This is a genomic window from Rhizobium sp. YTU87027 (assembly GCF_050644135.1).
GTDB lineage: Bacteria > Pseudomonadota > Alphaproteobacteria > Rhizobiales > Rhizobiaceae > Rhizobium.
Map to the genome: position 1 here is coordinate 3,583,937 of NZ_CP098440.1, position 13,014 is coordinate 3,596,950.

10 protein-coding genes are annotated in these 13,014 nt (G+C 61.0%); 7 read left to right on the forward strand and 3 right to left on the reverse strand.

The window, feature by feature from the left end; genetic code table 11:
* Positions 1-117 precede the first annotated feature (117 nt).
* A complete protein-coding gene (locus NBG89_RS17695; protein WP_431321004.1) occupies positions 118-1,392 on the forward strand; it encodes a Gfo/Idh/MocA family protein in 1,275 nt (424 codons plus the stop codon).
* Here NBG89_RS17695 and NBG89_RS17700 read toward each other — a convergent pair.
* From NBG89_RS17700 to NBG89_RS17710, 3 genes are read right to left on the reverse strand one after another with little or no spacing between them, the layout of a single operon-like run.
* Complete coding sequence (locus tag NBG89_RS17700; RefSeq protein ID WP_431321005.1) at positions 1,389-2,399, reverse strand: hydroxyacid dehydrogenase; 1,011 nt, start codon at positions 2,397-2,399, stop codon at positions 1,389-1,391. The genes NBG89_RS17695 and NBG89_RS17700 overlap by 4 nt on opposite strands.
* The gene (locus NBG89_RS17705) at positions 2,396-4,252 is read right to left on the reverse strand and encodes a DUF2264 domain-containing protein (protein ID WP_431321006.1); all 1,857 of its coding nucleotides are present in this window, start codon (positions 4,250-4,252) and stop codon (positions 2,396-2,398) included. Before NBG89_RS17705 ends, NBG89_RS17700 begins: the two co-directional genes overlap by 4 nt.
* 14 nt (positions 4,253-4,266) lie before the next feature.
* Positions 4,267-5,286: a LacI family DNA-binding transcriptional regulator gene (locus tag NBG89_RS17710; protein ID WP_431321007.1), complete on the reverse strand. Its 1,020-nt coding sequence runs from the start codon at positions 5,284-5,286 to the stop codon at positions 4,267-4,269.
* A gap of 138 nt (positions 5,287-5,424) precedes the next feature.
* Between NBG89_RS17710 and NBG89_RS17715 the strand changes: the two genes are divergently transcribed.
* The 6 genes from NBG89_RS17715 (at position 5,425) to NBG89_RS17740 (ending at position 12,991) form a co-directional block, all read left to right on the forward strand.
* The gene (locus tag NBG89_RS17715) at positions 5,425-6,714 is read left to right on the forward strand and encodes an ABC transporter substrate-binding protein (protein WP_431321008.1); all 1,290 of its coding nucleotides are present in this window, start codon (positions 5,425-5,427) and stop codon (positions 6,712-6,714) included.
* Between the two features lie 183 nt (positions 6,715-6,897).
* The gene (locus NBG89_RS17720; protein ID WP_431321009.1) at positions 6,898-7,920 is read left to right on the forward strand and encodes a LacI family DNA-binding transcriptional regulator; all 1,023 of its coding nucleotides are present in this window, start codon (positions 6,898-6,900) and stop codon (positions 7,918-7,920) included.
* 41 nt (positions 7,921-7,961) lie between these two features.
* Positions 7,962-9,200, forward strand: coding sequence for an ABC transporter substrate-binding protein (locus NBG89_RS17725; RefSeq protein WP_431321010.1), 1,239 nt, complete (start codon positions 7,962-7,964; stop codon positions 9,198-9,200).
* 74 nt (positions 9,201-9,274) lie between these two features.
* Entirely contained in the window at positions 9,275-10,189 is a 915-nt protein-coding gene (locus NBG89_RS17730; RefSeq protein ID WP_088692626.1) for a carbohydrate ABC transporter permease, read from the forward strand.
* The gene (locus tag NBG89_RS17735) at positions 10,189-11,052 is read left to right on the forward strand and encodes a carbohydrate ABC transporter permease (RefSeq protein ID WP_431321011.1); all 864 of its coding nucleotides are present in this window, start codon (positions 10,189-10,191) and stop codon (positions 11,050-11,052) included. The genes NBG89_RS17730 and NBG89_RS17735 overlap by 1 nt, the downstream gene beginning before the upstream one ends.
* Positions 11,053-11,077: 25 nt before the next feature.
* Positions 11,078-12,991, forward strand: coding sequence for a glycoside hydrolase family 127 protein (locus tag NBG89_RS17740; protein ID WP_431321012.1), 1,914 nt, complete (start codon positions 11,078-11,080; stop codon positions 12,989-12,991).
* The last annotated feature ends 23 nt before the right edge of the window (positions 12,992-13,014 follow it).

Below are 13,014 nucleotides of genomic sequence, written 5' to 3' on the forward strand. Positions count from 1 at the left end.
GTCTGTCATCAGGTAACTGTTTAGTTACAGCCTGATGTGGTCCGCAGATTGGGGAGCCGCGACTTGTTGGGCATCGGACCAATTTTCGTTTCATGACGCATGAAGGAGGATCATACGATGGAGAAACGTCGCTTTGCCTTGATCGGAACGGGAAACCGCGGAACCACCATGTGGGGCAAGGAACTGCTTGCCGGCTGGCGCGAGCATGTGGATCTCGTCGCGATCGTCGACACCAATTCGCTGCGTGCCGAACGGGCCCGAACGATGATCGGCAGCAATGTGCCGATCTACGAGAATATCGACGCCATGCTCGCCGAACAACAGGTCGATCTCGTCATAGTCTGTACGCCTGATTATACCCATGACGATATCGTCGTTCGTGCGCTGGAAGCCGGCATCGATGTCATCACGGAAAAGCCGATGACCACGGCGGTCGACAAGATCCGCCGTATCCTCGACACCGAAAAGCGTACAGGCAAGCGCGTGGATGTCTCCTTCAACTATCGCTATGCGCCGACGGCCGCCAAGATCAAGGAACTGCTGAACGCTGGCGAGATCGGCCGCGTCACCTCGGTCGACTTCCACTGGTACCTCGACACCAAGCACGGCGCAGACTATTTCCGCCGCTGGCATGCCTATACGGAAAACTCCGGCAGTCTTTTCGTGCATAAGGCGACGCACCACTTCGATCTCCTGAACTGGTATCTCGACAGCGATCCGGATGCCGTTACCTCCTTTGCGGATCTCCAGAATTACGGCCGCAAGGGGCCGTTCCGCGGCCTGCGCTGCAAGCTCTGTCCGCACACCGGCGAGTGCGACTACTACCTCGACCTCGAAGCTGATCCTTTTCTCGAATCGCTTTACGAAGATCCGTCGAAGATCGACGGCTATTTCCGCGACGGCTGCGTCTATCGCGAGGATATCGACATCCCCGACACGATGGTCGTCAGCATCCGTTACAAGAACAATGTCCACGTCTCCTATTCGCTGAACACCTTCCAGCCGATCGAAGGCCACCACATCGCCTTCAACGGCACGCATGGGCGCATCGAGTTACGTCAATACGAGAAGCAGCCCTGGGAAACGCCCGACGAAGACACCATCCTGCTCGTGCGCAACTTCCCGAAGGACAAGCCCGCCGTCGAACGCATCGTCGTGCCGCATTCGGCGGGCGGCCACTACGGCGGCGACGACCGCATGCGCAACATGATCTTCAAGCAGGGTATGGAAGACAAGCTCGGTCAACGTGCCGGCACGCGCGCCGGCGCCATGTCTGTACTGTGCGGCATTGCCGCTTTGACAAGCTCGCGCACGGGCAAGGTCGTGAAGATCTCCGACCTGATGCCGGAGATTGTCGCAGGCAGCGCGCCGGCCGGTTTGAAAGCCGGCTAAGCGATAAGTGCCAGATCGCGGCGCAGGATCTGATAGAGGAGCGGTTCGCCTTTGATGAACCGCTCTATTTCATCGACTGCCATGTCTCCAAGCCGCCCGCGCTCCAGTCCGACGGCGCCGGCGATGTGCGGTGTCAGGAAGACATTCGGCAGATCGTAAAAGGCGGACATCGGCTCCGGTATTTCCGGCTCGGTCACGTCGATGATTGCGTCGATCCGTCCGGCGGCAAGCGTCTTCAACAGTGCCGTCTCGTCGATCAAGGAGCCGCGTGCTGTGTTGATCAATGTCGCGCCGTCCTTCAGCAACAATAGTTCTTCGGCTCCAATCATATGACGCGTTGACGGCAATGATGGTGCGTGCAGGCTGACGATATCCGACTGCTTCATTAGCGTGGTCAGATCGACCTTCTCTGTTCCAAGGTCGATTGCCTCACCGGTATCGATCGTGGGATCGAAGAGAAGCACGCGGTATTGAAAGGGCCGCAGTAGTTCGATGACGCGCCGACCGATGCGTGACGCTCCGACAATACCGACCGTTCGGCGATAGTTGCCGATTGCCAGCCGCTGCATCGCGTGTGTCCGGTCGCGATTGCGATCCGCCACATAGAGGTCGCGGAAGCCGAACACCTGCTTGCCGGCAAAGATGATTGCCGCAAGCGTGAACTCCGCAACCGGAACGGAGTTCGCCTCGGCCGCGTGGGTCACGGCAATGCCGGCATCGAATATCTGCTCGTCGACAATGCCTTTCACGGTTCCGGCCGCATGCGCGATCAGCCGCAGGCGTGGAGCATCCGCAAGGATCTCCCGCCCAACATAGGGCGCACCCCAACCGGTAATCAGCACTTCCGTCTCGGCGAGAATGCGCTTGGCCCGGTCGCTGTCGAAGCACTCGAGCGGTTCGGGGTCGAGCACGCGTCCGACTTCGCCCAGCCGGCGTAGGGCGTCAGGAGAGAGAACATGTTCCGTGCGCGAAGGCTGCATCGCAAGCGCGATGAAGGGGTGCTTCATGGCAACTGCCCCGGAGCCTCGATGGCACTGACGCGGATCCCTTCTTTCGCGACAAGCGCTTCGAGTTCGGCAATATCGGGGGCTCTCGGCGGAGTGGCCCAGGCGCCGAGCAGGGTGCCGGTATCATTCGCGGCGAGGACAGCGGTCACCAGGATCGTCTGGCCGGCCGGTATCTTGCCACGCAATTGCGGCACAAGCGTCTTGGCGACGATCATGTTGGTGTTCGGCGGCGCCTTCTGCGTCAGGCCCGTGCGCGGTACAGCGGAGCCGATGTCGAGAATGCCGCTGAAGTCGTCTTCGCCGATCGCATAGGCGCTCGAGCCCTCCGCGACTAGCGTGTCGAGTTCGAAATCCCGGCGCGCGATCGCAAAGCCACCCTCCGCCGTCTGTAGCGGTCGGGGCGTGTTGATCCGGTGGACGCGGATGTGCCAGGGCGCAGCCGGCACCAGCCAGGTTTCGACACCCACATCCGGGAGTGGCGACCACTTGGAGTAAAGAACCTCACCCGCAAGCTTGGCTTCCCGGTTGGTCTCGCGAACGCGGTAGTGCACGCCGTCATCGCTGAAGGCGAGGGCAGAATCAAAGGCTGCGCCCGCGAAGTTGCGCTCGTCGGATTCGACGCTGAACCCATAGCGGCTGGAATAGGCGAATTTCGCGTATTTCTCTGTGCCGAACCGCATTTGCAGGTTCTCCTGGCCGGAGGAAAGCGCGACGACATCGCCACGATCACGCATCAGCACCATGCCTGGATGGCGCTGCGGCAGGACGCTCGCCGTTTCAACCGGTGGCGCTTCCGCGGCTGTCCAGAAGGGATGATCCTCGGCCAGGGCAAGCGGCAGGAATGCTTTGAAGGCCCAGTAGGGCGAACCGGCCGAATTGTAGTTCTCTGACATCAGCAGGTTGGGATAGCCGAACCCGATCGACAGAATGCCGTCACGATTGGTCATCGGCTTGTCCTTCCACCAGCGCAGGTGCTGAAGGCACAGGCTCTTGATCTCGCCCCAAGGCAGCGCTTCAAGATCGGCAAAGGCAAGCGCCGACCAGAAGCCGGCGCAAGCGAAGCGATAGGTCAGGCTGCGGCCAAACGGGATGGTCGCCCCATCGGCGCCGAACCAGTGCCTGAAGTCGTTTGCAAAGAGGAGGGCGCGTTCGCGGTAGCGCCTTGCATAGTCGTCATCGACGAGCTTGGAATAGATCAGGCCGTAGAAGTGCATGGCGAACGGAATGTAGTGGTCGATCCGGCGGACGTTGCCGTCACGGTACCAGCCGTCGCCGATATAGAAGCCCTCAAGCTCTTCGAGATATTGCTTGGTCAGGCTGCGATCGAAATTGGCGCCGACGCGGTCGAGCGCGATGTCAACGAAGATGCGGAAGAATTTCCAGTTGTTGTCGGCATAGTCGAACTGCCGCGCATGCTTGAGATAGGCAACGACGTTGTCGCGCGCCCGGCCGCCAAGCGGCTCCCAGACCCTTTCCGGCACGAGCGCCAGAGCAAAACCGAGCGCCGCAAGCTCCACCATGCGCTGGTCACGGCCGTTGACCGTTCCCCAATATTCCGGATGCTTTGGATCCGTGCCGTTAGCAATGCCCTCGGCAAAACGATGCCATTCGGCAAAGTCGCCGCCGCCGGCACCGAAGGGTGCCAGCCCCCAGAGCGGCCGCGCAAAGCCCTCGAGATCCGCTGCAGCGCGGTCGAAATGTGCAGCGGCGCCGTCGAGCCGGACGCGGGCATTACCTGCGGAGAAGTAGGGGAGCAGCGGATCGAAGAGGTCGCGAAGCGCGCGCGCCATGTCCTCGCGCGTCTTCAGCGGATTGTTGGCAAGCGGATTTGCACTGGCGGTGTCATAGGTCATCGGCATTGCTCATGTCAGGGGTTCGGGACGGTGCCGCCGGCAATTGGGACAACGGCATGGCAAATCTGGCGGGCAGGGGCGGTGCGATCCTTGAAACGCGCAACCATGAGGCAGACTGCCTCCCTGCCCAGCGCCACGCGATCCACGCGCATGGTCGACAGCGGCGGGTTGGTCATCAGCGCGCAGGGAAGGTCATCAAAGCCGACGATGGCGAAATCCTCAGGCACCCGTAGTCCGGCCTCGGTCACTGCTTCCAGAACGCCGACGGCAATGAAGTCGTTCATGCAGAAGGCGGCGGTGAAGCCGGCTTTCTCCGCGAGCACGTAAGACGTCAGCTCATGCGCCTCGTGAGTTGCGCTGCCCTTGAAAGTCATCGACACAAGATGCCCTTCGGCGCCGTCGACCTCGGCAATTGCTGCCTTGAAGCCCCGCACGCGCTCGCGGATGGTGTTTCGATGCGAGCCCGTCAGATGCAGGATCTTGCGGTGGCCGGCATTCAGCAGGCGGGTTGTCGCTTCATATGCGCCGAAGAAGTTCGAGGGCGAAGCGCCGTCGATCTTCAATTGCGGATCGGTGCCGTTGACCAGTACCGTCGGGATCGCTGCGTCCTCGAGCCAGGCGCGCAGCTCGGCGCTCGGATCAATTCCGACCAGAAACAAACCACCGGCGCCGGCCGTCTGCATATACTCGTGAACCACGTCGGGTGTCGCCCTGTGCTCGCGGATCAGCCGCACCTCGAAGGGGAGACCGGCGTCGAGGGCGCCGGCGCGCAACCCTTCGACGATTCCTTCGTAGAAGACGCTAAGCCCGCCTGTGACCCCATCGCTTGCAATCAAGGCGAGGGTGCCGCGCAGCGCGCCGCTTGCGGTGCGGGCAGAGTAACCGTTCTCGGCCGCCACCTTGAGAATATGCTGGCGCACGCTTTCGCTGATGCCGGGCTCGTTTGCGAGCACGCGGGATACCGTGGATACAGATACGCCGGCCATCGTCGCGATGTCGGCCTGTCTCAGTTTTTTGGTCTTGTTCTCGTTCATACGAGGAAGATTATGCAAATTATGCAAATTTGCAAGAAAAGATAATTTGTTGCATTGAGAATTTTTTTGCGTAATCTACCCCGCATAAGCCCAATGAGCCGTTGGAGGACGGCGGGCGATGAAAGAGGAGGATGAAAAATGCAGGTCAATCGCCGTTCATTTCTGATGGGTTCGGCTGGCGTCGCTGCCGGGCTAGCCTTCGGTGCCGGAAGCGCAATTCCCGCCTTTGCGGAAGACGCCAAGCTGCGCGCCATGTGGTGGGGCTCAAACGATCGCGCCAAGCGCACGCTCGATGTCGCGAAGCTCTATGAAAGCAAGAACGCAGGCGTATCGATCGTCGGCGAGTCGCTGAGCGGCGATGGCTACTGGACGAAGCTGTCGACACAGATGGCCGGTCGCGCGATTGCGGACGTGTTCCAACTCGAGCCGGGAACGATCTCGGACTACTCCAAGCGCGGCGCCTGCCTGGCGCTGGACGCGTTCGTGCCCACGACATTGAAGGTCGATTCCTTCGGCAAGGACGTACTGAAGCTGACAACGGTGGATGGCAAGCTCTACGGCGTCGGTCTCGGCCTCAACTCTTTCGCCCTGTTCTTCGACCAGACTGCTTTTGACAAAGCGGGCATCCCCGTACCGACCGCGGATCTGACCTGGGATGAGTACGCCAAGCTCGCGGTCGAACTGACGAAGGCCGGAGGCAAGGATAACTACTGGGGCGGTCCTTACGGTGCTCGCTACGCTTACGTCTTCGATGCATGGCTGCGCCAGCGCGGCAAGAGCCTCTATGCCGACGGCAAGCTCGGCTTCAGTGTTGACGACGCAACGGCCTGGTTCACCTACTGGGAAGACCTGCGGAAGAAGGGCGGCACGGTTGCAGCTGATGTTCAGACGCTGGACCAGAACACGATCGACACGAACTGCCTCGCGCTTGGCAAGTCAGCCATGGGCATGGCGTATTCCAACCAGCTCGTCGGCTATCAGCTGATCTCCAAGAACAAGCTGGCAATCACACTCCTGCCGCGCGAGAAGAAAGGTGGCCCGTCCGGCCACTACTATCGCCCGGCTCTGATCTGGAGCATCGGCGCGACGACAAAGAACGGCGAGGCTGCGGCCAAGTTCATCGACTTCTTCGTCAACGATGTGGACGCTGGCAAGATCCTTGGCGTCGAGCGCGGCGTGCCGATGTCGCCTGTCGTGCGCGAGGCGATTCTCCCCCACCTCAATCCGACCGAACAGGACACTGTGAAGTATATCAACCTGCTGAAAAATCAGGTCGGCGAGTATCCGGCGCCTGCGCCGCTCGGCTCGACGCAGTTCGATCAGCGCGTCTTCCGTCCGATCGCCGATGAGCTCGCATTCGAGCGCACGACGCCTGCGGAGGCAGCGGCACGGCTCCTGGAAGAAGGCAAGGCGACGATCAAGGGCTGATTGCACCCTACATCGCTTAAGTTCTGGATCGCGGCGGGCGTCAGTCTGCCGCGATTTTCTTTGTTGCCGGTCGTTCTCGATGCCTCGATGACAATTGTATGATTTTTTGCATGAGAAAACCTTTTCTCACTTGACGATGAAGATGGGAAAAGCTTTTCTCATCCACAAATGAGGAGGAGCGCGGTGAACATCGCGGGAGGAAAAAGAGGCCGGATCACCATCCACGACGTCGCAGCGGCGGCGGGCGTCAGCATTTCCACCGCTTCCAAGGCTTTGAATGAAACCGGCCGTATGAGCGCCGAAACCCGGGAGCGGGTCAAGCGCATTGCTGGCGAGGTCGGCTTCCGCCCGAATGCGCTCGCCCGCGGTCTGCTGAGCAAGCGCAGTTTCACAGTCGGGCTGCTGACCAACGATACCTACGGGCGCTTCACGCTGCCTGTGATGGCCGGCATTTCCGAAGCGCTCGTCGATCATGGCGTGTCGGTTTTTCTTTGTGCAATCGAAGATGATCCGGCGCTTGGCCAGATCCATGTCGATGCCATGTTGGAAAAGCAGGTGGACGGGATCATCGCTACCGGGAAGCGACTGGACCGGCAGCTTCCGGTCGATCTGTCGAACCTGCACGTGCCTGTCGTCTACGCGTTCACGGAGGGGACGCCGTCAAGCGTCACCTTCCGCTCCGACGATGCGCAGGGTGCGCGGTTGGCGGTGGAATGGCTGGTCAAAATGGGCCGTCGGCGGATTGCCCATGTGACCGGGCCTGAGAGCTTCTTCTCTGTTCGCGAGCGCGCCGACGCCTATCGCGAGGTGATCGGTGGGGAGGGGCTCGTCAGGTTTGGCCATTGGGCGGAATCCTGGGGCCACGAAGCCGTCGCGGAGATCTGGAACGGAGAGGGTGAAAAACCGGACGCGATCTTCTGCGGCAACGATCAGATCGCCCGTGGCGCGGTGGATGCGCTGCGCGAGCGCGGTATTCGGGTGCCTGAGGATGTTTCCGTGGTCGGGTTCGACAATTGGGAGATTGTCGCTGGCCAGACGCGGCCGCCGCTCACTTCCGTCGATATGGAGTTGAAGGAACTGGGACGCCAGGCCGGGTTGACGGTTCTGGCGCTGGCGGAGGGTCGCCCGGTGGAGCCGGGTGTCAGGAAATTGCCGTGCCGGCTTGTGGTGCGGCAGTCATGCGGGGCCCAAAGCCCCAGGAGATGAGGAACCGGCGCGGAGGAGTGCGCCAATTTGGGAGGAGTGCCATGATTAAGCGTCTGTTGGCTGCGACAAGCGTTGCCACCCTATGCCTGGTGTCCGGAGCGTCGGCCGCCGAGAAAGTCGAAATGTGGGTTCGCACAGGTATCGGCGAGTCCTTCAAGAAGGTTGTCGAAGCCTACAACTCCAGCCACGAGAACCAGGTCGTCGCGACCGAGGTGCCGTTCTCGGAACTCGTCCAGAAATACGCAACCGCCATCGCTGGCGGCCAGGCGCCGGACGCACTGTCGATGGATCTCATCTACAACCCGGCCTTTGCCGCCGCGGGACAGCTGGAAGACCTGACGGACTGGGCAAAGAAGCTGCCCTATTTTAATTCGCTATCGCCGTCGCACGTCCGCCTCGGTACCTATCAGGATCGCGTCTACGGTTTGCCGCTGTCGGTCGAGACGTCGGTCTTCGCCTGGAACAAGGACCTCTATAAGAAGGCGGGTCTCGATCCTGAAAAGGCGCCCGCGACCTGGGAGGAAATCACCGCCAACGCCGAGAAGATCCGCAAGCTCGGTGATGACACCTACGGCTTCTATTTCTCCGGCGGCGGCTGCGGCGGCTGCATGATCTTCACGTTCACGCCGCTCACCTGGGGTGCCGGCGCTGACATCCTGTCGGCCGACGGCAAAACGGCGACGCTCGATACCCCGCAGATGCGCAAGGCGGTCGATTACTATCGCGACATGGTGAAGAAGGACCTTGTCCCGGCGAGCGCTGCCAGCGACAACGGCGCCAACTTCTTGACCTTCACCAATGGCAAGATCGGTCAGCAGAGCCTCGGCGCCTTTGCAATCGGCACGCTCGTCACCGAGCATCCCGACATCAACTTCGGCGTGACCCTCATTCCGGGCGTTGACGGCAAGCCTTCTTCGTTTGCCGGCGGTGACAACTTCGTCATCACCAAGGGCACCAAGAAGATCGACGCCGTCAAGGAATTCCTCGAATACATCTATTCGATGGATGGCCAGAAAGTCATGGCGAAGTACGGCAGCCTGCCGACCCGCGGTGATATCGCCGACAAGGTGCTCGAGGGGCTCGATCCGCGGATGCAGGTCGGCTTGAAGGCCATTTCGGTCGCCAAAACGCCCTACACGCTGCAGTTCAACGATCTGGTCAACAGCGCCAACGGTCCGTGGGCGACCTTCACCAACGCCGCCATCTTCGGTGACGATGTCGACGGTGCCTTCAAGAACGCGCAGTCGGAGATGCAGTCTATCATCGACAGCGGCCAGTAATCTCCCAAGGCCGTGGCCGGAGGATGGTGGCAGTCCTCCGGCCGATTTTATCAGGAATGATGCGGAGTGTTTCGATGACCGTGACGGGTCGAAAGCAGACAGCATGCGTGCGCAGACGTGCCCCACGACCGGAATGGACGGGCCTCCTCTATATCGCTCCGGCGATGCTTTTGGTGATCGTGTTCTTCGTGCTGCCGGTGGGCTTCACCGCCTGGATGAGCCTTCACAACTGGCCGCTGATGGGGGCCCAGCGCTGGATCGGCTTCAACAACTATCTCCGCATGTTCAATGACGGCCGCTTCGTCGCGGCGCTGAACTTCACCGCCTACTACACGGTCATCGTGACGATCCTGATCTTCGCGGTCGCCTTTCCGCTTGCCCTTTTTGTCGAGCGGCAGCGGGCCTTCGTCAGCACTTATCGCACCGTCATCTTTCTACCCGTCGTCGTCGGTCTGGCGTCGGCGTCGCTGCTTTGGGTATGGCTCGCCAACGTCGACAGCGGTTTCATCGGTCCCGCCCTGAAGGCACTCGGACTGGTCGAGAAGAGCCCCAATCTGCTTGCCACCTTCGACAGCGCATTCCTGACGATCTGCGTCATGGTCGTGTGGAAGATAGCCGGCTTTACAATGATCATCCTGCTGACCGGGCTGCAGGCGATTCCGACCGACCTGACCGAGGCTGCCGTCGTCGATGGCGCCAACTGGTGGCAGCGCTTCCGCTTTCTGACGCTGCCGCTGATGCGCCGCACGATCGCGCTCGCGCTGATCATTTCCGTGACCGGCTCGATCCTCGCCTTCGACCAGTTCTACATCATGACCTCAGGCGGGCCGCAAAACCGAATGATCTCCGTCGTCTACTATATCTTCAACCAGTCGTTCGTGTCCTTCAATCTCGGATACGGCGCGGCGCTGTCCATTGCACTTCTGGCCATTCTCGTGGTCATCAGTGTTGTGCAGCTTTGGCTGCTGCGTGTCGGGGAGGAGCGCTGATGAGCCTCGTCACTGGTCGCAAGCGAAGCCGTGTTATCCGTGCGCAGGCCGCCTATCACGGCACCGGCATAGCCATCGCCATCTTCTTTCTCGCTCCCTTTGTGATCACGTTGCTGGCCTCACTCCGGCATGGCACGGAGGCGCGGCTGCCACCGCTGCCGCCATGGCCGACGAACGGTATCAGCTTCGATTCCTATCGCTCGCTCGACAGTTTCGGTGCCGGCATTTTGCAGCACACCCTCAATTCGCTCATCGTGTCCGTTGCGACAGTGGTGCTGACCGTGGTCATCAGCCTGCTCGCCGGCTACGGTTTCTCGCGCTATCGTTTCCCGATGAAGAACGTCTTCTTCATCCTGATCATCGCGACGCTGATGATCCCCTTCCAGTCGATCCTGACGCCGCTCTTCATCATCCTCGCCAAGCTCGGGCTCAACAATTCACTGTTCGGTTTGACGCTGGTCTATGTGACCCTGCAACTGCCGTTCTCGGTGTTCATGATGCGTAACGCCTTCGACGCGGTGCCGAAGGAGATCGAGGAAGCCGCGCGTATCGACGGCGCCCATGACCTGAAGATGCTTGTGCTGGTCCTGCTGCCGCTCGTGCTGCCGGGTGTGGCGACGGTGGCGATCTTTGCCTTCCTCAATGCCTGGAACGAATTCCTGGCTGCGCTCGTGCTGCTTTCCAGCAACGAGAAATACACGCTGCCCGTCCTGATGATGGCCGTGCGCGCCGGTCGTCTGGGCGCGATCAACTGGGGCGCCGTGCAGGCGGGTGTCGCCGTCATGACGATCCCCTGCCTCATCGTTTTCCTGCTTCTGCAACGCTACTACATGCGCGGGCTCATGGCCGGCGCAGTGAAATGACTTCCGAAGAAAGATGGATCAAGCCATGAACAAGTTGAAAAGAGACCGCCAGTTTCGTCCGCTTCCCGTGCCTGATGTCGACGTGAACGGCCTGTTCGGGGAGCGCCAGGACGCGATCTGCGATTCCACCGCTGAAACGCTGCTCGACCGTTGCGTCGAAGCCGGCATGCTGCAGGCGATCGACATTACCAAGCCGAGCCCCGGCGTTGTCATCCCGATCGGTCCCTGGGGTGGCTCGACGCAGATGTTCTGGGACAGCGACCTCGGCAAGTCCATCGAGACCGTCGCCTATTCGCTCTATCGCCGCGCCAATCGCGCACTGGAAGCCCGCGTCGATGCCATCGTCGACATGTACGAAAAGCTGCAGGACAAGGACGGCTATGTGAACGCCTGGTTCCAACGGGTTCAGCCCGACCGCCGCTGGACCAACCTGCGCGACCACCACGAACTTTATTGCGCAGGCCACCTGATGGAGGGGGCGGTTGCCTACTATCAGGCCACCGGCAAGCGCAAGTTGGTCGATATCATGTGTCGTTTTGCCGATTACATGATTACTGTCTTCGGCCATGGCCCAGGCAAGATGCCGGGTTATTGCGGCCACGAGGAGATCGAGCTGGCACTGGTCAAACTTGCGCGTGTGACCGGCGAGAAGAAGTATCTGGACCTTGCCAAGTTCTTTGTGGACGAGCGTGGCACGGAGCCGCATTTCTTCACCGAAGAAGCGATCCGCGATGGCCGCAGTGCAGCCGACTTCCATCAGAAGACTTATGAATACGGCCAAGCGCATCAGCCGGTTCGCGAGCAGAAGAAGGTCGTCGGCCACGCCGTTCGCGCCATGTATCTCTATTCCGGCATGGCCGACATCGCGACTGAGTATAATGATGACAGCCTGACCGGCGCCCTCGAGACCCTCTGGGACGACCTGACGACCAAGCAGATGTATGTCACCGGCGGCATCGGGCCGGCGGCGGCCAACGAAGGCTTCACCGACTATTATGATCTGCCGAACGAAAGCGCCTATGCCGAAACCTGCGCCTCCGTCGGTCTGGTCTTTTGGGCGAACCGCATGCTCGGACGTGGCCCGAACCGCCGCTATGCCGACATTATGGAGCAGGCGCTTTATAACGGCGCAATGGCCGGCCTCTCGCTCGACGGCAAGACGTTCTTTTACGAGAACCCGCTGGAAAGCGCCGGCAAGCACCACCGCTGGATCTGGCACCATTGCCCCTGCTGCCCGCCGAATATCGCCCGCCTGCTCGCCTCTATCGGCTCCTACATGTACGGGGTCGCGGACGACGAGATTGCCGTCCATCTCTACGGAGAAGGCAAGGCCCGGTTCAAGATTACCGGCACGGATGTCGAGCTGACCCAGAAGACCCGCTACCCCTGGCATGGCGCGGTTCACTTCGACATCAAGGCAAGCAAGTCGGCGCGGTTTGCCGTTTCGCTGCGCATACCTGAATGGGCAAATGGCGCTACGCTTGCGGTCAATGGTGAGCCGATCAGCATTGGCTCGGTCGACGTCGATGGCTACGCCCGTATCGAGCGCGAATGGCGCGATGGCGACAAGATCGACCTCAACATCCCACTGGAAACACGCGCGCTCTGGGCAAACCCACTGGTGCGTCAAGATGCCGGCCGCACCGCCCTGATGCGCGGCCCGCTCGTCTATTGCGTCGAGGCGACGGACAACGGCGCAGGCCTGAACGGAATCAGGCTTGGCGAGGACATATCGGCGAAGACGGCTGAGATCGCCGAACTCGGTGGTGCGGTGGCTCTCGATATCGCCGTGACCAAGGATGAGTCGGATTGGGGTGCGACGCTCTATCGGACCAAGCCGCCGGCAGCCGGAAAGGGTACGGCCCGCTTTGTGCCGTACCACCTGTGGGACAACCGCGCGCCCGGCGAAATGCTCGTCTGGGTCCGCTCCGCCATCTAGCCCGGCTAGGGGATGTCAGGTCG